Source organism: Candidatus Caccoplasma merdavium (assembly GCA_018715595.1).
In the GTDB taxonomy this organism is placed as follows: domain Bacteria; phylum Bacteroidota; class Bacteroidia; order Bacteroidales; family UBA11471; genus Caccoplasma; species Caccoplasma merdavium.
In genome coordinates, this window is sequence record DVLI01000019.1 from 86,378 (window position 1) to 106,998 (window position 20,621).

The following is a 20,621-nucleotide window of genomic DNA, read 5'->3' on the forward strand; positions in this document are numbered from 1 at the left end:
TTGTATGTTTTTAATCCAATAAATATTTTTCTTGTTTCAGTAACTCCTTTACTCGTCTGTCCCGGGAGGCTTTGCTCGGAAATACTTCCAATGTCCGCCATACGCCGTAAGTGTCCGAATATTTGATTCTCGGCTGGTCGTTTTTGCTTCCGCCGTCTTGGGTTGCCCTTAATAATATATATCCGGCATCAAGTAATTTTTGAGTGCTGGTTTTGTCCATCGCCGTAAGGTTTAATCGTTATCGAAATGTTGGTAAAAATCCATGTCATCGGCTCCGGGTTCGTCGTCGATGAGCATCGCTTCACTGTTGGCATAGGCCCAGTCGGCCAGTTCGCCAAGGAATTGCGCAGCTTCGGTCCGTTCCATATCCGAAGTCTGCAACGCCAGTTCTTTCTTCACCCGTTCAAGGGCGGATACGTTTTTCTTTTCCATAATGTTTCAGTTTATAAGGGTATGACGGTCGAGAACGATGCAGACCGTTTTCCCCGGTTGTTTGACAGTGGTTTCAATAGGCTTCAAGCCTCCTTTGCGGGCAATGGTCCGCAATTTCTTTTGTAAAATAGGGAGTTCGTCGAATGTTATCCGGGCAAATGGTTTCCCTGCTATACGGGGGTGGCGGCAAAAATGATCGACACGCGACCAATCGGTCGTATCAATGCCCAATTGCTGCATTTGTTTGAGACAAACGGAACGCCGTTTCTTCATCTCGTCTTTACGCCCCGTCAATTTTTCCATGCCGGCACAGCATGTGTTGTATTCCGATTTTGTCATTTCCCGCAGGCTTTCTGTGCGTCCCGACGTATATTCCCGGACGATTTGGCGCTTCAACTCCTCCCGGTCGCCGGTATAGGGCAAACGGTTGAACAAAGCGTAAAAGCGCGCAAAATTGGTTATCTCTTGTGTCATGTTCTTATTGTTTTGAAGGTTTCCATTCTATGGTAACAATGGCGTCAAGCTCTCCACTGCCCCTACATACGGGACAATCCTTGTGTATTGGCTCTCCTTTCTCATTCTCGCTCCATATCCAACCGTTGCCCTTGCAACAACTGCATACATGCCCTGGGCTACAAAATACCTCCCGACCCGATCTGTTGACAGTGAGGTATGGCGGTACCTTTAATTCGATAATGGTATTTCTTGTACTCATATATTAATCTCCTACTACAAATTGCACATAAAAATCAAATTCATCTGTCAGTCGCTTTATCTGTATCACGCTCATCGGGTTTAAGCCATAAGGGCACTCTATCATGCGACGTTTGGTGATGCACCGGACTCCTTTCTTCCGAAGACGGTACAAGAGGTTTGCCCGTCTTTTTCGCATTCGCTTTTCCATGTCATAAGTTGTTACTCGTTTGAATGATTCCCTCTTCCCATACAACAAAGTAACTTCCCGGTTCACCGATGGCTCTTCCTTGACAGTAAGCCTTATAACCCACCACACGCAATTTCATGTCGCAGATATATCTCAGTTTCAGTGCACCGCTTCCCATCGGTTGGCTTTTTTTCTCTTGGCTTACCCATATAAAGCACTTTCTCGGAAAGCGCTTCATCAATGCCTCGGCATCGGGATATTCCCACGGGGCGACCTGAAAAGAATCGATGATAATGAACTTCGGACTTTTCGGCTTTTTCAGCCGCTCTATGACCTCTTCATAACTTTCGCCTACTGCAACCCGGAACTTCCCCTGCACCTCGTCCATTTTCAGGTAACCCATCCTGCGTTGGAAGCTCTGGTTCACACCCTCCTCGTAGCTGATGTACAACACCGTCCCGTAGTTGCACAGTTCTTTGCCCAGTTGCATCACGAAAGAACTTTTTCCGCTGGCCGATGCTCCGCTGATGAACCACGAGGCGGTGTCTGCGGGGAAACCGAACGGCTTGCTCCACTTCTCGCCCCATGACAATGTTGTCCATTTCTTGGCGGCTATCTCTTTCGGGCTGTACGCTCGTTTGGGCATGGTTATACGCGTTTGAGTTTCTCAATCTCTGTATATACCCGACGCAGACCGCCTCCGCTTTTTCGCACGATGGCCGAAATGTCACTCTCCTCCGGTGCGTTCACCTTTGCCACGACACGCGCCTGCTCGTTAAGGAATTGTCCGCGCTCTTTTCCGTCATCGGGAGTTACTTTGCTGTAACGGTCGCCGAAACGGCTCAACATTTCGGTATAACCCACTTTTTTGCATTGTACGGCCCGATTGATTTTTTCCTTTAACCCGTCGGCTCCCATCATATACCAGGCGCAACACCTTTCGGTGGCATTCCACAAGGCTTTCAACTCCAAAAAGGCTTCATATTGCAGATCTCCGGCCTCATCGAGGACGATAAGGGGATTTTCGATCGACCGTAAGTAGTAGACGAGGTCATCGTACACATCGGCATAACGGCCATTACTACTCACACCATACTCTTTGGCAATGAAACGGATAAGTTTCTGCTTGCTCTTCACCTGCGAGCAGTCCACATAGATGGCGTTCTTATGGCTTTTTACGTAATGCCGGGCCGTAAATGTCTTGCCGATGTTAGGCAGGTCGCACAATATCGCGCTGATACAGCCTGCCTGGCACAGTTCCAACTGCGAGGTTATGAAGTCGAACGTTGCTGTGCGGGCCGGCTTCCATTCTATTTCCCCGCGCAGACTGACACCAAGCTTGCGTGCGATGGTTATCCAGTTTGCTTCGCTGAGAACCCTTTCTGTCTGCCCGTTTTTTACGGCACTGTATATGGCGCTCGATATACCCAGCGAGGCCGCATGTTTCGCGTCGCTCGGGTAGTTTGACCGGTGAGCCGAAATGGCTTCAGAAATTCGTTTTTTACTTTCTTCTGTTATCATATTAGAATTGTTTTAATGTCGTTTTAAAGGGATTCAAACGCTTTTTTTCGATAATCTTCTTCGATAGCCATATAATCAGGCATATCGCAGTTTTCCATCGGAACTTCCTCGACGGGACAGGTTTCGGCAGCCTCTTCCTTTTCTGGCTGTATGATTGCCGTACCGACCCGGTCAACAGCATTGTCGCGGACGTATTTGCCGAAACTGCTTATCTTTTTCTGCTGCTCGATATAGTTCACCACGTCCTCCCCGGTCTGTTCGGCCATTACCCGGTTATAGGTCTTTACTTTCTCCACCTTGTCGATGAAACGGTCGCCCTGGAATATATACACGTCAGTGGGCTTCCCCTCCTCGTCCGGCAGATAGTAGGCCGTCACCTTGTAGTCGTTCGGTTGCAGGCGTTCCAGCACAGACGTGTCGCTCAGCCACCAGTCCTCATAGGCAACTCGCACCGTCGAATTGCGCCGTATGCTGGTTTCCACGCGCTCGCCTATGAAGCGGCTCAGCGTGAGTTTGTCGTACTTGCGCAGGGTCGGGTTGATATTTGCCATCAGTACCTGCCAACGGGTCATTCCGGGATATTTCTTCTGGTTGGGGTGAAGCGAGTTGTTCCATTCGGCATTGTCCCTGCGGTCATCGGCCACCAGCTGCTCATAGCTGAAATACTCCCTGTCTTCGTAGGTGTCATTGGTCTCGTCGCTGACTTTCTTGTATTCCACGCGCCACTTGCCCTTGCCGTAGAAACGCCCAATGCCGGCATGGTTCTTGTGAATGACGCTGCGCTTCTTCGCACCGTTAAGTGGTTCGGCATATTTCTCCTGTGAATTCTGCGGAGCGCAGAAGTGAACGAAGTTGAATGTAACGCCTGCTTGCAGGAAACCCTCCTTATATTCGCTCATCAGGTGGTTCTCCACCTCTATGCCGGCAGGAATACCCCAGCCGTTGCGCTCGATAAGCCTGAACATGTCCCGGAAGCAGTCCACGACAAGCATCTGGTCTTTTTTGCGCCCATAACTCGCCCCTACCACACACTGGCTCACCACGTCGTAGGCGTAATAGGCGTGTACGCGCTGCTTGGTATCCTTCAACTTACGTGTCAGGTCCACATCGTCCATCGTGATTTGCGACAGGGAGAATTTCCCGTTATGGCGGTGGACGTGTGGCATCTGCTCGTGCATGAACGTGGTGTATCCCATGAGAGCATGGTTTACAAGCAGCTTGTTGCTCGGTTTGTTCAGCACGTTGTTGATGGTGCTCTCGCTCAGTTCCTTCGGGTCGCCGTTCTTGTCGGTGAAGTCGTCGGGGTTGAATATCTCACCGGTACTCAGGTCCCATGCCTCGCGTTCGCCGCAGACAAAAGCGATGTACATCTCGTGCACATTGCTGTTATATGGCTTGTTCTCCTGTGCGGCAAGGCTCAGTATGAGCCGTTCGGTCTTATAGTCCACCTTTCTCGCGCTCTGGTTGCCGAACTTGCCGCTTATCAGGCAGGCATAACCGTCGCGCTTGTATTCGGCCACTTTTTTGCGGAAGCGGAGTGTCGATGCCGGTAGGTCGTGGCCGAACTCCTCGCGCAGCGTCTCGATGACGGTGGCCATCATACCCCAGTCGTACTTTTCGCCCATCAACTTGCGGTAATCACGGCTGCGGTTATACAGCCTGATGCAGGTGTTCAGTACCGATGCGTTTACCGCATACTTTTTGGCCAACTCGGCCGAGGCCTTGTTGCTGTGCTGCTTGGCAGCCCAATCCATGAAGTAGGCAATGGCGGTTTGGTCAAGTTCATAGTTCGATATTATCCAGCCTCGTAACAGCACAGCATTACCGCCGGGGTATTTCTCTTCTACCTTTTCTTTGCAGGTGGTAGGCAGACTGTCAACGGCAACCAAGGCATAATTACCTGCCGCACCTCCACCACGACGAACCACATTGATTCGGCCACGGTTTACCCAGTTCCTGTAACAGGATTCGGTAATAAAGCCTTCATCAATGAGTGTACGTGCTGATATGCAAAGTTTGTTGCCGAAAAATTCCATACCGTTCTCCTATCTCAAAGCCATCGCTTCGCGTTGTATCGTTTCCATTTCACTGATCCTGGGATTGTCATAGCATCGGGCCACTTTTCCTCCGACAATAAGGAACACTTTCCCGCTCTTCTTGTCTCCGTCGAGAACCACTCCGTTGGGAAAATACTGGCGCACATGGCCGTCTGTGTCGTGCCACGTCTCTATCTCCGCGACTTCTACCATGACGGTGCCGCCACGCTCTAAAGCCAACTTCCGGATACGTTTCGCCAGCTCCGTGTTACCACGTAAGGCGTCGAACGTGATAGCGTTCAATATCGTTTTGTCTGTTACCCCGAATGCCTTCTTCAGGAATTCGCGGTTTTCCTTCGTTATATCAATGTATCGCTTCATGATTCGTTTACTTTATTGTTTCAAAACTTACTTCTCCGTCAAACCGGGTGGTAATTAAAGCCTTGGCCCACGCCATCGCGGTATCGTTGGAGGCGCACAGTAGAAATTCGTCCACATTAACGATGGCGGCAACCAGATTATGCTCTTGATTCAACTCTGGAACCAACTCCACCATTTCCTTTACGTCAACTCGGTCGATAAAAACTTTTACACCTTTCATATCCTTTTTACTGTTTTAAGTTCGTAAAATCGACCGCCTTTTTGTATATTTACGGCCGTTCTTTGAAGAACACGCAGCAAAGATAGGTGATAATTTTCAACAAAACAAATATAACGGGAATAATTTTCAACTAATGGGGACAATTTTATCAAGGATACAGGAAATTGCTTTAAAGGAAGGGATAACTATCGGTGCCTTAGAACGTAATATAGGTGCAAGTAAAGGCGTTTTATCAAGAGCAATCAATAATGGCACAGATATTCAATCAAAATGGATTCAAATAATTGTTGAAAATTATCCCAATTATTCATCTGAGTGGTTATTAACAGGTCGTGGAGAAATGATCAAAACGAACGGTATCACACCGTCGCATTCAGCACTTGATCCGGCTCCTAACGAGCATAAAAATAACGATTTACATCGAAATAAACAAGAAAAACGCACGCAATCCGTGGCGATTCCGGTAACAAAACAAGACGAAGGTATACCCCTCATTCCTATTGATGCGATGGCGGGAGTGCTTACATGTGAGCAAACAGCCCTCGAATACGAGTGCGAGCGTTATGTCGTGCCTATGTTCAAAGGTGCGGACTTCCTTATTCCCGTAAAAGGATCCAGCATGTACCCCAAATACAACTCCGGAGACATTGTCGCCTGCAAACGGGTTTCCATGACCGACATCTTTTTCCAGTGGAATAAGGTGTATGTAATCGACACCGATCAAGGCGCATTGATCAAGCGCATTAAACCCGGCAGTGCGCCCGACCGTATACTTATTGTTTCCGATAACGACAAATACGACCCCTTCGAACTGCCTTATTCCGCCATACACGCAGTTGCACTTGTCATCGGTGTCATTCGTCTCGAATAAATCGAATCGTCCTGTTTATGGCCCTCATAAATCCCCTTTTATACCCCTATTTATCGGTGTTTCCCCCTCTTTCATGGGTAAAAAGCACGCTAAGTGTCCGAATTTAGGGCAGATAACAAGCCGGTATTTAAAAATAGAGTGGTATTTTTGGGGGGGCTATCGAATCAAAAAACGGGGGTATTTTTGAAAAAGTGGTATTTTACCCACTCTCCATGCGTACCCTAAAAACCCACTTTTGTAACCCTAAACTAAAAAAGATGTAACCCTAAACTGTAACCCTTAATGTAACCCTAATGCCAAAAGCACCTATTTTGGACATAAAAAGAGAGGTCGGCAGACCTTCCACAACCGCATCACCAAAATGCCGTTAAATTTGCGCTCTAAACCCATTCAAGCATCCATTCCTTAGAACAACCCCCAAACCACCTGAAATAAGCATAGATTGCTTGATTATAGCCCATTTATTGCATACTGTGTCATTGCCAGACAACCCGGCATGAAAGGAACAGCCGGTTTTGAATGAAAGAATAGTACTCAATACACCCGAAGGCGTTTGAATAGCAGCCAGTACGCCTTCAAATGCCCATTGACAAAGGATTTTAGGGGAAAGAATAAAAAAGGACGCAAATCGCATGATTACGCCCCTTTAAATTATACGCAAATTATAAAGATCGTCGTTTTAAGCCTCGGGAATTATACCGAAATTATAGCAAATTATACGTTTCGTTTTATTGGCCCAATCAGGCAAGTATTTATAACAAACTAAACAACAAACAATTAAACAAGCTATTCACTATCTGTCAATATACGCTTCGTTTTATGCCCCATATAGGCAATTTTTGTGGAGATAAAAAGCGAGAAGTTTTTTATCGGGAACGGAGGATTCTTTGCGAAAAGATTCTCCGTTTTTTAGAGCAGGCATTGACTTAATTGTCCAGTAATGACTCTATGTCTTCGGCCTTGAATCCCAACGAAATGGCTTTTTCAAAATCTTTTTTGGCTTCGGCTTTTTCAAAACGGGCCAGTTTCAGCTTGCCGCGCATGACATAGACGAGTGGGTCGTCGGGGGAGAGTTGCCGCGCCATCTCGATGTCTTCGGCGGCGCGGGAGTATTGTCGGTTGTAGTAGTAGGCTTCGGCGCGGTTGAGGTAGAGCGACGAGAGGTTGGGGTTGGCCCGTAAGACTTGGGTGTAAAGGTCGATGGCTTGGACATAAAATTCCCGGCATTTCATCAGGGCGGCCAGTCCGATGCGGGCATTGGCGCTTTTGTCGTTGATGGAGAGCAACTGCTCGAAATCGCGGCGAGCCGACGCCGTGTCGTTCAGTTCCAGGGAGATAAGCCCTCTGCGATAGAGCGCCTCTTCATTCTTGTCGTCGATGAAAAGTATATGTGAATAGTCTTCCTTGGCCTGTTGCAGGCTGTCCATTTCGGCCCACAATGCCGCCCTGTTGTAGAGTAGTGTGAGTGACTTGGGCGACATGACCAGGGCGTTGTTGTAGGAGCGGAGGGATTCGGTGAGTTTGCCCATGTTGCGCTGTATGGTGCCGAGGTTGGAGAGCAGGAGCACGTTCCCGGGATTGGCCGGCTCGGTGCGCAGGGCTTGCAGAAGCGCCTGTTCGGCTTTGTCGAGGCGGCCGTTGTCGATGTAATAAAAAGAGGAATCGATATATTCGGTATAAGACTGGGCCTTGGCCGGGAAGGCCGTTGCCGCCAGGGCTACAATGGCAGCTGTCACGATGCGCAGTTTCATGTGGAGAGCATTTGGTTCTTGTTGCAAAGTAATGCAATTTCTTTTTTCCTTCGCAGCCGGGTACCCCCTTTTTACGGAGATTTATGATTTGGTGTGTTGTGCTATCATTTTTTTACCCTATTTTTGTGCTTCGAACCAAAGATACCGACAATTCTCATGCGGCTACTCATATCGACATATATATTGATGGCCCTTTGCGTGGCGCTGTTATTCCCGTCGTGCTGCGATTCCCATAAAAATGATGTTTCGCCAGCCGGAGGTGACACATGCGACTGCACGGTATTGGTCTACATGGTGGGAAGCAACACCCTGAGCGGCTTTGTCGAGAGTAATATTTCCGACATGAAAAAGGCGGTGGGGAAAGGCGCGTTGCACAACGGGAACCTGTTGCTTTACATCGACCGCTACGGAACCCCCACGCTCGAACGCCTTTCGCTCGAAAACGGCACGGTGAAGCGCACCGTGGAGCGCTCCTATGACGACCGTAATTCGGCCTCGTCGGAGGTGATGGCATCGGTCATCGAGGAGGTGAAGGCGCTATATCCGGCATCGACATTCGGGCTTGTCCTGTGGTCTCATGCCAATGGCTGGTATCCGGCACATATCGATACCGACTTGGCTCTGTTGCGTTCCACGCGTTCGTTCGGTGACGACGGGGGAGAGGCGATGAACATCGATGAGATTGCTGCGGCCATACCCGATTCCACGTTCGATTTTATCCTTTGTGATGCCTGTTATTTAGGCGCTTCTGAGGTGGCCTATGATTTGCGGGCGGAGTGCCGGTATTATGTCGCTTCGCCGGCGGCGGTGATGGGTGCCGGCTTTCCCTATGAAGAGGTCATTACCCACCTCTTTTCCCTGGAAAAGCCCTTGGTCGGGAAGTTGACAGAGGTTTGCCGTTCTTATATGGACTATTATCGCTCCTATCGTGACCCTTACGGGGCGGTTTCGCTCGTCGACATGAGTGCGCTCGACCTTCTGGCCCAGTCGGTAAACAGGGCTTTGCGCCACCAAACCGACTCTTTGGCCGTCGATTCGGTACAACAATATTCCCAGGAACGGGGTCTGAGCATCAGTTACCAAAAACTTTTTTTCGACCTCGATGATTATGTCGCCCGAGTATGTGCCGATTCGTCGGCGTATGCTTATTTTGCCGATTGTCTCGACCACACCGTGCTTTATGCCGATGCCACGGAGCGTTATCTCTCTTTGGTCTCGGGCGTGTGGTGTAGTTATCCGTTGGAGAAATATTGCGGTCTCTCGGCTTACATACCCGGTGCCGTGGCCGACAGCGACGAGGTCATCGACTTGTATTATCGCACCTTGGCCTGGTATAAGAAAGTCTATGCCGGCATCGATGAAATTTTGATAAAGTAATTGTGATATGAAACTTCTTGACATTGATCTTACCTCGGGAATCATCGCGGCTTCGGATACGACGAATGTCGTACAAATCAAAGAGGTGGTCGAAAAATATGCCGGTATGACAGCCGATGAGATACTGACGTCTTTGTTGTCGAAATTGTTGGCGTTCGGCTTGAAGTTTGTCGGTGCATTGGTCGTCTTTTTTGTGGGGCGCTGGCTGATGAACCGTTTTTGTAATTTCATCATCAAGTTGCTTACGCGTCGTCATGTCGAGCCGTCGGTGCAGTCGTTTTTGCGCAGTTTTATCAACATCACGTTGATGCTCGTATTGGTGGTGATGGTTATTGGCATTTTTGGTATCAACACCACGTCATTTGTCGCCCTTTTCGCTTCGGCCGGAGTTGCCATCAGCATGGCGCTGAGCGGTTCGTTGCAAAATTTTGCCGGTGGTCTCATGATATTGGTCTTCAAACCCTACAAGGTGGGCGATTTTATCGAGGCACAGGGGCAGAGTGGCACGGTGAAGGAGATACAGATTTTCAATACGGTGCTGATTACCGGCGACAACCGGACGATTTTCGTGCCCAATGGAAATCTCTCGAACGACATCATCGTCAACTATTCCCGAGCCGGAGTGCGTCGGGTGGAGTGGACTTTCGGTATCGGTTATGGCGACCGCTACGAGACGGCCAAGAAAGTCCTTGCGGAGCTCCTCGAAGCCGATGCCCGCATCTTGCGCGAACCGCCCGTTTTTATCGCCCTCCACTCCCTGGGCGATAGTTCGGTGAATGTGCTGGTCAGGGCTTGGGTGGCTACCGAAGATTACTGGAATGTCTATTATGATCTTAACCGAAAGGTTTACAAGGCATTCGCCGATAATGATGTGAATATCCCCTATCCGCAGATGGACGTGCATCTGATAAAAGACTAATCTTTTTTGCTTTTTTATAAGAGTCGTATCTCTTTCTTTGAGGAGAAATGACTATCTTTACAGCTGCAAAATTTTTTTGCAGTACACGCTTACTGTTTTTTGCGGGGCGATGGCCCCGCCGTCTTTATGTCGCCCAAGGGCGATAATCCTTATAAACAGGCGTGTCTTTCGGCTTCCGAAGAAAATAAAACACTATATAATGGTAAGCAAATGGAACTACGTGCCCCTTACCGAAGAAGAAAAGCATATCGAAAAACGATTGGCAGAGACCCTGTCGATAAGCCCTGCCATATGCACACTTCTGGCTCAGCGAGGGGTAAAAACAGAAGAGCAAGCTAAGAAATTTTTCCGACCACAACTGTCCGATTTGTATGATCCGTTTTTGCTGAAAGATATGGATAAGGCCGTTGCGCGCCTCAACCAGGCCATGGGAGCCAAAGAAAAAATCCTTATCTATGGCGATTATGATGTCGACGGAACTACCGCAGTGGCATTGGTCTACAAGTTCTTGAACAATTTCTATTCCAACATCGACTATTACATTCCCGACCGTTATGACGAGGGTTACGGCATTTCGATAAAAGGCATCGACTATGCGGCCGAAAACGGTTTTACGTTGGTTATTGCGCTCGACTGCGGCATCAAGGCCGTGGAGAAAGTGGCTTATGCCAAGGAACGCGGGGTCGATTTCATCATCTGTGACCACCATGTGCCCGACGATGAGTTGCCCCATGCGGTTGCCGTGCTCGATGCCAAACGCGACGACGATGCCTATCCTTACAGTCACTTGTCGGGTTGCGGCGTGGGATTCAAGTTCATGCAAGGCTTTGCCACCAGTAACAACATCAGCATCGAACAGTTCTTGTTCCCGTTGCTCGATATGGTGGCCGTGAGCATCGCTTCGGACATTGTGCCGATTACCGACGAGAACCGTATCCTGGCCTATCACGGCCTGCGGCGCCTCAATTCCAACCCGAGCCTTGGCCTGCAAGGCATTATCAATGTCTGCGGGTTGCGCGGGAAAGAAATCACCATCAGCGACATCGTGTTCAAGATAGGCCCCCGCATCAATGCATCGGGTCGTATGCAGTCGGGTAAAGAGGCCGTCGACTTGCTGGTCTCCAAAGATGCATCGACCGCCATGAAAAAGAGTCACGACATCAACCAGTATAACGAAGACCGCAAGGAACTCGACAAGAAGGTGACGGAAGAGGCCAGTCAATTACTCGAACAGCGTCCCGACTTCGACGACCGCAAATCCATTGTCATCTACAATGCCGAGTGGCACAAGGGCATCATCGGTATCGTGGCTTCCCGTCTCACCGAGCTTTACTATCGTCCGTCGGTCGTGCTCACCCTCTCCAATGGGTTGGTTACCGGTTCGGCTCGTTCGGTACAGGGATTTGATGTGTATAAAGCCGTGGAGTCGTGTCGCGATTTGCTCGAAAATTTCGGCGGTCACACCTATGCTGCCGGTCTCTCCCTGCGGGAGGAAAATGTGGACCGCTTTATCGACCGCTTTGAAAACTATGTGGCCGAGAATATTCTTCTCGAACAGACTTGTCCCCAAATCGACATCGACATGGAGTTGGGTTTCGATGAGATTACGTCGGGATTCTACACCTGTTTGAAACAGTTCAGTCCTGTCGGGCCGGGCAATATGAAGCCGGTCTTCTCGACATTGGGCGTTGTCGATGCCGGTTCCCGGCTCGTGGGTCGCAATCAAGAACACCTCAAACTCGAAGTGCGCGACTTGCGCTCGTCCATCACGATGAGTGGCATAGCGTTTGGCATGCACGAGCATTATGCCCATATCAAAAGCGGGGCTCCGTTTGACATCTGTTACACCATCGAAGAAAACAATTTCAAGGGCGTCACGTCGATACAGTTGCAAATAAAAGACATACGTCCTTCGGCCAAGCGATGACTGACCGAAGGGAAAAAATACAAAGCGGAGGAAGGATATTGTCCTTCCTCCGCTATTTTTTTGCCTTGTGCGGCTGAGGATTAGAATGCCAGTCCGACTCTGAATCCGATATTGTGCAGGCCGTCGACCTTGTATATGAGCAGATGGTTCTGGTTGGAGGCGTAGTCGTAGTAGAAGGCCATGTGGAAGCCAAACAGGTTGGGCCCCATCGGGAATATGTTCACGCCGATTTCGGGCGATACGAAAACGCCCCATTTTTCATTGCTGGTGCTGTAAACATTGTAATACGAAGTCGTTTTGCAATATTGCGCACCTACTTTGACTCCGGCGTATGGAGCAAACTTCTTTTCGGGCATGAAACGGTAACGGAAGGCGGCTCCGAAAGGCATCTGGAACAGCATGTGCTGCTGGTCGCAGGTGAGTTGGGAGGTGGCCGAGAGATGGAGTGTCTGAGTGTCGATGTACTCATTGTTGGTGTGGAAGGCCATAAACAGTCCGACGCCGGCGTTGGGGGTGATGTAGTAACCGCCTTCGAAGTTCATGCCCCAACCGCTGGCCTTGTCAGAGAATCCGTTGTTGAGCGGTATGTTGAATTGCCAGTCGATATTGGCATAGCCTTTTTTTGCGGGAGCCTGTGCCCAACCTATTGAGGGCAGGAGGCATGATAGCGCGCACACAAAAACGATGCGCAGTCGATTGATGCAAGTTGTTTTCATAAGTTTATAATCAGTTTTGAATATTCAGGTAAGACGATTGTTTGAAAGCCTGGTTGATGGCCTCGACAGAGAGTTGCAGGTTGATTTTGTTCGACGAGTAGAGCAGGCCCGACATGTAGGCGTTCCAGATGATGGGGATTTTTTTCGTTTCGGCGTCGAGTTTTACCAATTCGATGAGAAGAGAACCGGTCGAATAATTGTATGACACCGTGTAAGGGTAATACCAACTGTTCCAGTATCCGCCCCAATAACCGGGGTACCAGTAACCGGGATAGTCCCACCACCAGTAAGGGCTGCTGTAATTGGTAAAATAATAGGTGCTCTCGACATAACTCATCTGTATGCCGACATTGGCGTATTCTTTCTGTGAGACGCGCGAAAAGCCGTACGAAGTCATGTTGTCGACTACGGCCATGATAAGTTCTTCGGCCTGCTGGTCTTTCCAATAAGTGGGCGTTTTGCTCGAAGAGATGAGCAAGATGCTGTCGGGAATGTAGAAAAATTCGAAATCACTGAATTTTTCGCTGGTGTCATAGTCGGTGAAAACGAGAAAGTTACCGCTGAGTTTCGATGTGTCAGGCTCTTTTTGGCAGGAGGCCATAAAAAGTAAGACGAGGAGGAGGGGGGTTAGTTTTTTCATTTTTCTTCCCATTTTAGGTTATTATTAAGAATCTTTTCTCCTAATAACACTTCTGTTTGGGGAAAGTTTGGGAATGAGGCGATTTATTTAATGAAATATTCGTAAAATCCGGTTCCCACGCCCACCAACGACATGACAATGATGACGATGCTTATGATGCGGTTGATGAGCCACAAGCTGCGAAGATTGAAGTGTGAACGCACCTTATTGATGATGTAGGTGATGGTAAACCACCAAATGAAGGCTCCGAGAATGATTGATACATAGCCGAGTATGTAGTGACCGGCCTTCATCTCGGGCAGGAAAAAGTTGAGCCGGGCAAAGAGACCGATGAGCAGCAGCAGAATGAGCGGGTTGGAAAGGGTGAGCAGGAATGAAGAGGCGAAGTCCTGGGTGAATGAGCTTTTCTGATTGAGTTTCTTGCGGATATTCCGCGCCGGATTTTGCCGGAACAGGTAGAGCCCGAACCCCGTGAGCACGAGACTGCCGATAATTTGTAGCGGCGCTTGGTGGGCCTCGATGAAGTCCACGACAATAGAGAGGCCCAACCCCGTGAGTATGGCATAGCAGAGATCCGAGAGCGAAGCCCCGAGACCGGTGGCCAATCCCGAACGTCGCCCCTTGTTCAGGGTGCGTTGTATGCACAACACACCGATGGGCCCCATCGGCGCCGATACCAGTATTCCGATGGCCAATCCTCTGATAATAATGTATATAAGCAACTCTATCGTGGACATACCCAAGTGACTGTAAACCGGTCGGCCGGTTGCTGTTTTGCCGGTGCAAATATAAGCAAATGAGAACGCCGAGACAAACGAAAATGAAGTTTTCAACTTTGACAGGTGTCGAGTGGCCTGCTATCTTGTATGAAGACAGGAAAAAACGCGCGCGGATAATAAGGCGTTTACACAAAAGTACGATGTCGCCCCGAATCCTGTATTCTCAAAATATCGCGCTTATTCCCAAAAATACTTTTTTTTATTGTTTTATAACCCGAGGCTTTTCATTACATTTGCACACAAATAAACCCGTTCATACGATTATCCATTTCCGGTTATACACACATAAAACAATAGAGAATGGTACTTTTCTTTAAAACCCCCGAACAGCAAATTATCGCTGTTGATGTTACGCACGAATTATCGGCCCCGGAGGTCGAGAAGCTGAGTTGGCTTTTCGGTCGGGCACAGTTGCTTTCCGAGACTCGTCTCGACGGTTGGTTTGTCGGTCCCCGCAAAGAAATGATTACCCCGTGGAGTACCAATGCCGTGGAAATCACCCAGAACATGGGCCTCGAAGGAATCCTCCGCATCGAGGAGTATTTCCCCGTTTCAAACGCACAGGCCGAGCACGACCCCATGTTGCAACGCATGTACGACGGCATCGACCAGAAAATATTCGAAATCAACAAGCAGCCCGATCCTATCGTTTACATCGACGACATCGTGGCCTATAACGCCCAGGAAGGGCTTGCATTGAGTGATGAAGAAGTGAAGTACCTCAACGACCTGAGCCACAAACTCGGCCGCAAGCTCACCGATAGCGAAGTTTTCGGCTTTTCGCAGGTCAATTCCGAACACTGTCGCCACAAAATCTTCAACGGCGTATTCATCATCGATGGAGAAGAAAAAGAAAGTTCGCTGTTCAAGTTGATAAAGAAAACCTCCGAGGAGAATCCCAACAACCTCGTGTCGGCCTATAAAGACAATGTGGCCTTCAACAAAGGCCCTGTCGTGGAGCAATTCGCCCCGGCCACCCAGGACAAGCCCGATTTCTTCGAGATAAAAGACATCGAAACCGTCATTTCCCTCAAAGCCGAGACCCATAACTTCCCCACTACCGTAGAGCCCTTCAACGGCGCAGCTACTGGTACCGGCGGAGAGATTCGCGACCGTCTCGGCGGAGGCAAAGCCAGCCTTCCCATTGCGGGAACGGCCGTCTATATGACCTCTTATCCCCGTACCGAAGAGGGCCGTGAATGGGAAAATGCCATGGCTCCCCGCAAATGGCTCTATCAAACGCCCGAACAGATTCTTATCAAAGCCTCGAACGGAGCTTCCGATTTCGGAAACAAATTCGGCCAGCCGCTCATTTGCGGTTCGCTGCTCACCTTCGAACACGCTGAGAACTATAAGAAATTCGCCTACGACAAAGTCATCATGTTGGCCGGTGGCGTAGGATTTGCCACCCTGCGCGACGCATTGAAAGGCGAAGCCGAACCCCAAGAAAAAGTGGTGGTCATGGGCGGTGACAACTACCGCATCGGAATGGGTGGCGGTGCCGTATCTTCGGTCGAGACCGGGCAGTATGCCAACGCCATCGAGCTCAATGCCGTGCAGCGTGCCAACCCCGAGATGCAAAAACGTGTCTCCAATGTCGTTCGGGCTTTGGCCGAGAGCGACGATAACCCCATCATCTCTATCCATGACCACGGAGCCGGCGGTCACCTCAATGCCCTCTCGGAGCTTGTCGAAACGACCGGCGGGAAAATCGACATGGCACAGTTGCCCATTGGCGACCCGACCCTTTCGGCCAAGGAAATCGTGGGCAACGAAAGTCAGGAACGCATGGGTATGCTCATTGCCGAGAAAGACATCGACCGTGTGCGTCGCATCGCCGACCGTGAACGTGCCCCGATGTATGTGGTGGGCGAGACCACGGGCGACCATCGTTTTGTCTTTGAACAGAAAGACGGTGTGCGTCCCATCGACCTCGAAATGGACGATATGTTCGGTAAGGCACCCCGTACCGTCATGCACGACACGACCGTGGAAGAGACTTACGAAGATGTGACCTATAACGTGGCCGACATCTATCAATATGTAGAGCAGGTGCTGCAACTCGAAGCCGTCGCCTGCAAAGACTGGCTCACCAATAAAGTCGACCGTTCGGTAACCGGCAAGGTGGCCCGTCAGCAATGCCAGGGCGAGATACAGTTGCCGTTGAGCGACTGCGGCGTCGTGGCGCTCGATTACCGCGGAAAAGCCGGTATCGCCACTTCGATAGGCCATGCCCCGCAAGCCGCCATGATCGACCCGGCTGCCGGTTCGGTATTATCGGTGGCCGAAGCTCTCACCAACATCGTGTGGGCTCCCTTGGCCGAGGGTCTCGACAGCGTATCGCTCAGTGCCAACTGGATGTGGCCCTGCAAGAACCCCGGCGAAGATGCACGCCTTTATAAGGCCGTGGAAGCATGTAGCCAGTTTGCCTGTGAGTTGGGCATCAACATACCTACCGGAAAAGACAGCCTCTCGATGACGCAGAAATATGGCGACGAGAAAGTCTATTCGCCCGGTACCGTCATCATCTCGGCCGGAGCCGAGGTGAGCGACGTGAAGAAAGTCGTTTCGCCCGTGTTGGTGCGCGATGCCCGCACGGCCGTTTACTATGTCGATTTCTCGTTCGACGCCCTTTCGTTGGGCGGTTCGGCCTTTGCCCAGTCTCTGGGTAAGATAGGCCGCCAGGCACCGACGGTGCGCGATACCGAATATTTTGCTTCGGCTTTCAACGCCATACAGGAACTCATTGCCAAGGACCTCGTGTTGGCCGGTCACGACATCTCGGCCGGCGGCATGATTACGGCTTTGCTCGAAATGAACTTCGGCAATACCGAAGGCGGCCTCGAAGTGAAACTCGACAAGATACCCGAGAAAGACCTTGTCAAGATTCTGTTCAGCGAAAATCCCGGTGTGCTCATTCAAGTCAAAGACCGCAAGGCCGTCGAGAAGATTCTCGAAGAAGCCGGCGTAGGATATGCCGTGATTGCCCACCCGTGCAGCGAACGCCATATCCTGGTGAGCAAGGACGGCGCCGAATATCTCTTCGGCATCGACCACCTGCGCGACGTGTGGTTCTCGACCTCGTATCTGCTCGACCGCAAGCAGAGCGGCGAAGAACAGGCCAAGGCTCGCTTCCTCAACTACAAGGAACAACCGCTGCGTTACCATTTCAATAAGGACTTCACCGGCAAGATGCAACAGTTTGGCATCTCGGCCGACCGTCGCACACCTTCGGGCGTGAAAGCGGCGATTATCCGTGAGAAAGGGGTGAATGGCGACCGTGAGATGGCCTACTCGCTCTATCTCGCCGGTTTCGATGTGAAAGATGTGCACATGACCGACCTTATCAGCGGCCGCGAAACCCTCGAAGACGTGAACATGATTGTCTACTGCGGCGGATTCTCCAACTCCGATGTTCTCGGTTCGGCCAAGGGTTGGGCCGGCGGTTTCCTTTGGAACGAGAAGGCCAAGAAAGCCCTCGACAACTTCTATGCCCGTCCCGACACGCTCAGCCTCGGTATCTGCAACGGCTGCCAGCTCATGGTCGAGTTGGGATTGCTTACACCCGACCACGAAGAGAAACCCCGCATGTTGCACAACGACTCGCACAAGTTCGAGTCGCAGTTTGTGGGTCTTACCATTCCGAAGAACAACTCTGTCATGTTCGGTTCCCTGTCGGGCAGCAAGTTGGGCATTTGGGTGGCTCACGGCGAAGGAAAGTTCAGCTTCCCCTATGACTTGGACAAATACAATGTGGTGGCCCAGTACAGCTACGATGCCTATCCGGCCAACCCCAACGGTTCGCCCAGTGCCGTGGCCGGTATTGCCTCGGCCGACGGTCGCCACCTGGCCATGATGCCCCACCTCGAACGGGCCATCTTCCCGTGGCAGTGGGGATATTATCCCGGCAACCGCAAAGACGATGAAATCACCCCGTGGGTCGAAGCCTTTGTGAACGCCCGCAAATGGGTCGAAAACATTAAACGATAACCTCAAACCTTAATCCTGACAAGTATGGGCGGTTTTTTTGGAACCATAAAAAAAACAAACTGCGTAGCCGATCTTTACTACGGTATCGACTATAATTCTCACTTGGGAACCAAACGCGGTGGAATGGTGACCTTTGACAAAGGCTATTTCACCCGTTCGATTCACAATATCGAAAGTTCTTATTTCAGAACCAAATTCGAAGCCGATTTGCCTACCTTTTCGGGCAATTCGGGTATCGGTATCATCAGCGACACCGATGCACAACCTATCATATTCAGTTGCCACCTCGGCAAATTTGCCATCGTCACCGTGGCAAAGGTCAACAATCTGCCCGACCTCGAAAAAGAGCTCCTCGACAAGGGGCACCACTTTTGCGAGCACAGCAACGGCATAACCAACCAGACCGAGTTGATAGGAACCCTCATTTCCGAAGGTAAAGATTATGTCGACGGTATCGAGAATGTGCAGAACAAACTCAAAGGTTCCTGCTCGATGCTTCTCCTTACCGAGAACGGCATCATTGCCGCACGCGACAAGTATGGCCGCACCCCTATACTTATAGGCAAGGGCGCAGAAGGATATGCCGTCTCGTCGGAGACGTGCAGTTTCCCCAACCTGGGTTATGAGACATGTTACAACGTGGGTCCCGGTGAGGTCGTGCAGGTTACGGCCGATGGCTTTACCCAACTTCGCAAGCCCAACAAGAAGATGCAGATATGCTCGTTCCTGTGGGTCTACTATGGCTATCCCGTGTGTGAATACGAAGGTAAAAATGTCGACCACATGCGTTTTGAGTGCGGCCGTGAAATGGGCGAGAAAGACTCGGTCGAAGCCGATTTCGTCTCGGCCATTCCCGACTCGGGTATCGGTATGGCATTAGGATATGCCGAGGGGAAAAACATTCCATACAAGCGGGGTATTGTGAAGTACACCCCGACCTGGCCCCGTAGTTTTACCCCGCCCACACAGGAGTTGCGCGAGTTGGTGGCCAAGATGAAACTCATTCCCAATCCCGACCTCATCAACGGTAAACGTGTGGTTTTTTGCGACGACTCCATCGTGCGAGGTACCCAATTGCGCGACAATGTGTGCGATCTTTTCCGTTGCGGAGCCAAGGAAGTGCACATGCGCATTAGCTGCCCGCCGTTGATATATCCGTGCCGTTTTGTCAATTTCACGGCTTCGAAGTCGGAGCTTGAACTGATAACCCGCCGCATCATTCAACAGTTCGAAGGAGACCATACCAAGAATCTCGAAGCCTATGCCAAGACCGGTTCGCCCGAGTATGAACGCATGGTCGAGGAAATTCGCCGGCAGTTGAAGATAACTTCGCTCAAATTCAACCCCCTCGAAACGATGGTCAAGGCCATCGGCCTGCCCAAGGATTGCATCTGCACACACTGTTTCGACGGTACGAGCTACGAGTAGACAATATCGTTATGAAGAGCGGGCGGCAAAATTTTGCCGCCCGCTCTCGTTATTATATCAGAAGTTTTGCTATATTTGCTATCAACATAACCGCATTTCAATAAGATTTTTGCCATGAAACGATTTCCGCTTATCTTCCGTTGTCTTTGCCTTTCCATGATGTTCTTTGCCTTTTCGTTTTCTGTCGGGACTACGAATACGGCCACGGCATCTCCGGCCGTATTGACTCAGATTTCGCCATATCTCAAACAAAAAATACAAGGTTACCTCGATAAGGCGTGGAAATGCTATCTCGAAAAGAATTACGACGAGGCATTGCTGTGGTGGCGCAAGGCGGCCAAGCACAATGTCGCCGCCGCCCAATACAACATCGGCCTCTGCTACGAGCGGGGTACCGGTGTGAAGGCCGATATGAAAACGGCCGTCGAATGGTATAAAAAAGCGGCCGACCAGAATATGCCCGGCGCCCAATACAATTTGGGCTATTGTTATGCCGAGGGCAAGGGGGTGAAGCAAGATTATGAGAAAGCTTTTGAGTGGTGGCGTGCAGCTGCCGGTCTGGGTCTGCCCGAAGCCCAATATAGCGTCGGGTGGTGCTATTTCGAAGGTCGGGGCGTGAAGCAGGACTATGAAGAGGCTCTCAAATGGTACCGTTTGGCTGCCGAGAAAGGAAATGGCGACGCCATAGCCGCCCTTTCTGAGTTGGGTGAAGAAATATGATGCTTATTTGATTGAGAAATAAATAGTAAG

18 protein-coding genes and 1 pseudogene are annotated in these 20,621 nt (G+C 50.3%); 7 read left to right on the top strand and 12 right to left on the bottom strand.

The genetic code is table 11. The features are described 5' to 3' along the window. Window positions 1-10: 10 nt before the first annotated feature. From IAD09_06425 to IAD09_06460, 8 genes and pseudogenes are all read right to left on the bottom strand, one after another. Complete coding sequence (locus tag IAD09_06425) at window positions 11-220, bottom strand: hypothetical protein (GenBank protein ID HIT81856.1); 210 nt, start codon at window positions 218-220, stop codon at window positions 11-13. Between the two features lie 11 nt (window positions 221-231). Beyond that, a complete protein-coding gene (locus tag IAD09_06430) occupies window positions 232-432 on the bottom strand; it encodes a hypothetical protein (GenBank protein ID HIT81857.1) in 201 nt (66 codons plus the stop codon). Between the two features lie 6 nt (window positions 433-438). Beyond that, the gene (locus IAD09_06435; protein HIT81858.1) at window positions 439-906 is read right to left on the bottom strand and encodes a hypothetical protein; all 468 of its coding nucleotides are present in this window, start codon (window positions 904-906) and stop codon (window positions 439-441) included. Window positions 907-1,337: 431 nt separating this feature from the next. After that, window positions 1,338-1,961, bottom strand: a complete 624-nt coding sequence (locus IAD09_06440) for an AAA family ATPase (GenBank protein HIT81859.1) — start codon at window positions 1,959-1,961, stop codon at window positions 1,338-1,340. A 2-nt stretch (window positions 1,962-1,963) separates the two neighbouring features. Next, a complete protein-coding gene (locus tag IAD09_06445; GenBank protein ID HIT81860.1) occupies window positions 1,964-2,836 on the bottom strand; it encodes an ATP-binding protein in 873 nt (290 codons plus the stop codon). Between the two features lie 158 nt (window positions 2,837-2,994). Continuing rightward, window positions 2,995-4,872, bottom strand: a pseudogene (locus tag IAD09_06450) (hypothetical protein). A gap of 9 nt (window positions 4,873-4,881) precedes the next feature. Next, complete coding sequence (locus tag IAD09_06455; protein HIT81861.1) at window positions 4,882-5,253, bottom strand: hypothetical protein; 372 nt, start codon at window positions 5,251-5,253, stop codon at window positions 4,882-4,884. 7 nt (window positions 5,254-5,260) lie between these two features. Beyond that, window positions 5,261-5,473, bottom strand: a complete 213-nt coding sequence (locus tag IAD09_06460; GenBank protein HIT81862.1) for a hypothetical protein — start codon at window positions 5,471-5,473, stop codon at window positions 5,261-5,263. A 133-nt stretch (window positions 5,474-5,606) separates the two neighbouring features. On the opposite strand from IAD09_06460, the gene IAD09_06465 reads away from it, so the two are divergent. Next, entirely contained in the window at window positions 5,607-6,344 is a 738-nt protein-coding gene (locus IAD09_06465) for a helix-turn-helix transcriptional regulator (GenBank protein HIT81863.1), read from the top strand. 926 nt (window positions 6,345-7,270) lie between these two features. On the opposite strand, the gene IAD09_06470 is transcribed toward IAD09_06465, so the two are convergent. Continuing rightward, the gene (locus IAD09_06470; protein ID HIT81864.1) at window positions 7,271-8,095 is read right to left on the bottom strand and encodes a tetratricopeptide repeat protein; all 825 of its coding nucleotides are present in this window, start codon (window positions 8,093-8,095) and stop codon (window positions 7,271-7,273) included. A gap of 156 nt (window positions 8,096-8,251) precedes the next feature. Here IAD09_06470 and IAD09_06475 point away from each other — a divergent pair, with 156 nt between their 5' ends. The 3 genes from IAD09_06475 (at window position 8,252) to recJ (ending at window position 12,318) form a co-directional block, all read left to right on the top strand. Continuing rightward, a complete protein-coding gene (locus IAD09_06475) occupies window positions 8,252-9,472 on the top strand; it encodes a hypothetical protein (GenBank protein HIT81865.1) in 1,221 nt (406 codons plus the stop codon). A gap of 7 nt (window positions 9,473-9,479) precedes the next feature. Next, on the top strand, window positions 9,480-10,391 hold the full coding sequence (locus IAD09_06480; GenBank protein HIT81866.1) for a mechanosensitive ion channel: 912 nt from the start codon (window positions 9,480-9,482) through the stop codon (window positions 10,389-10,391). A gap of 199 nt (window positions 10,392-10,590) precedes the next feature. Continuing rightward, window positions 10,591-12,318, top strand: coding sequence for a single-stranded-DNA-specific exonuclease RecJ (gene recJ / locus IAD09_06485; GenBank protein ID HIT81867.1), 1,728 nt, complete (start codon window positions 10,591-10,593; stop codon window positions 12,316-12,318). A gap of 80 nt (window positions 12,319-12,398) precedes the next feature. On the opposite strand, the gene IAD09_06490 is transcribed toward recJ, so the two are convergent. The 3 genes from IAD09_06490 to IAD09_06500 all read right to left on the bottom strand — a co-directional run bounded on the left by IAD09_06490 (window position 12,399) and on the right by IAD09_06500 (window position 14,411). After that, window positions 12,399-13,034, bottom strand: a complete 636-nt coding sequence (locus IAD09_06490; GenBank protein ID HIT81868.1) for a porin family protein — start codon at window positions 13,032-13,034, stop codon at window positions 12,399-12,401. Window positions 13,035-13,044: 10 nt separating this feature from the next. Next, on the bottom strand, window positions 13,045-13,674 hold the full coding sequence (locus IAD09_06495) for a DUF4136 domain-containing protein (GenBank protein HIT81869.1): 630 nt from the start codon (window positions 13,672-13,674) through the stop codon (window positions 13,045-13,047). A gap of 83 nt (window positions 13,675-13,757) precedes the next feature. Beyond that, window positions 13,758-14,411, bottom strand: coding sequence for a LysE family transporter (locus IAD09_06500; GenBank protein ID HIT81870.1), 654 nt, complete (start codon window positions 14,409-14,411; stop codon window positions 13,758-13,760). A 342-nt stretch (window positions 14,412-14,753) separates the two neighbouring features. Here IAD09_06500 and purL point away from each other — a divergent pair, with 342 nt between their 5' ends. The 3 genes from purL to IAD09_06515 all read left to right on the top strand — a co-directional run bounded on the left by purL (window position 14,754) and on the right by IAD09_06515 (window position 20,591). After that, entirely contained in the window at window positions 14,754-18,443 is a 3,690-nt protein-coding gene (gene purL / locus IAD09_06505) for a phosphoribosylformylglycinamidine synthase (protein HIT81871.1), read from the top strand. Window positions 18,444-18,467: 24 nt separating this feature from the next. Next, entirely contained in the window at window positions 18,468-19,871 is a 1,404-nt protein-coding gene (locus IAD09_06510; GenBank protein ID HIT81872.1) for an amidophosphoribosyltransferase, read from the top strand. Window positions 19,872-19,985: 114 nt separating this feature from the next. Continuing rightward, a complete protein-coding gene (locus tag IAD09_06515) occupies window positions 19,986-20,591 on the top strand; it encodes a sel1 repeat family protein (GenBank protein HIT81873.1) in 606 nt (201 codons plus the stop codon). The last annotated feature ends 30 nt before the right edge of the window (window positions 20,592-20,621 follow it).

Excerpts from the sequence above, each read along its gene's own strand:
- IAD09_06435 (HIT81858.1), bottom strand. The coding sequence starts at position 906 with ATGACACAAGAGATAACCAATTTTGCGCGCTTTTACGCTTTGTTCAAC.
- IAD09_06480 (HIT81866.1), top strand. The coding sequence starts at position 9,480 with ATGAAACTTCTTGACATTGATCTTACCTCGGGAATCATCGCGGCTTCG.
- IAD09_06475 (HIT81865.1), top strand. The coding sequence starts at position 8,252 with ATGCGGCTACTCATATCGACATATATATTGATGGCCCTTTGCGTGGCG.
- IAD09_06500 (HIT81870.1), bottom strand. The coding sequence starts at position 14,411 with ATGTCCACGATAGAGTTGCTTATATACATTATTATCAGAGGATTGGCC.
- IAD09_06490 (HIT81868.1), bottom strand. The coding sequence starts at position 13,034 with ATGAAAACAACTTGCATCAATCGACTGCGCATCGTTTTTGTGTGCGCG.
- IAD09_06510 (HIT81872.1), top strand. The coding sequence starts at position 18,468 with ATGGGCGGTTTTTTTGGAACCATAAAAAAAACAAACTGCGTAGCCGAT.
- IAD09_06430 (HIT81857.1), bottom strand. The coding sequence starts at position 432 with ATGGAAAAGAAAAACGTATCCGCCCTTGAACGGGTGAAGAAAGAACTG.
- IAD09_06455 (HIT81861.1), bottom strand. The coding sequence starts at position 5,253 with ATGAAGCGATACATTGATATAACGAAGGAAAACCGCGAATTCCTGAAG.
- IAD09_06440 (HIT81859.1), bottom strand. The coding sequence starts at position 1,961 with ATGCCCAAACGAGCGTACAGCCCGAAAGAGATAGCCGCCAAGAAATGG.
- IAD09_06425 (HIT81856.1), bottom strand. The coding sequence starts at position 220 with ATGGACAAAACCAGCACTCAAAAATTACTTGATGCCGGATATATATTA.
- IAD09_06465 (HIT81863.1), top strand. The coding sequence starts at position 5,607 with ATGGGGACAATTTTATCAAGGATACAGGAAATTGCTTTAAAGGAAGGG.
- IAD09_06445 (HIT81860.1), bottom strand. The coding sequence starts at position 2,836 with ATGATAACAGAAGAAAGTAAAAAACGAATTTCTGAAGCCATTTCGGCT.
- IAD09_06515 (HIT81873.1), top strand. The coding sequence starts at position 19,986 with ATGAAACGATTTCCGCTTATCTTCCGTTGTCTTTGCCTTTCCATGATG.
- purL (HIT81871.1), top strand. The coding sequence starts at position 14,754 with ATGGTACTTTTCTTTAAAACCCCCGAACAGCAAATTATCGCTGTTGAT.
- IAD09_06460 (HIT81862.1), bottom strand. The coding sequence starts at position 5,473 with ATGAAAGGTGTAAAAGTTTTTATCGACCGAGTTGACGTAAAGGAAATG.
- recJ (HIT81867.1), top strand. The coding sequence starts at position 10,591 with ATGGTAAGCAAATGGAACTACGTGCCCCTTACCGAAGAAGAAAAGCAT.
- IAD09_06470 (HIT81864.1), bottom strand. The coding sequence starts at position 8,095 with ATGAAACTGCGCATCGTGACAGCTGCCATTGTAGCCCTGGCGGCAACG.
- IAD09_06495 (HIT81869.1), bottom strand. The coding sequence starts at position 13,674 with ATGAAAAAACTAACCCCCCTCCTCCTCGTCTTACTTTTTATGGCCTCC.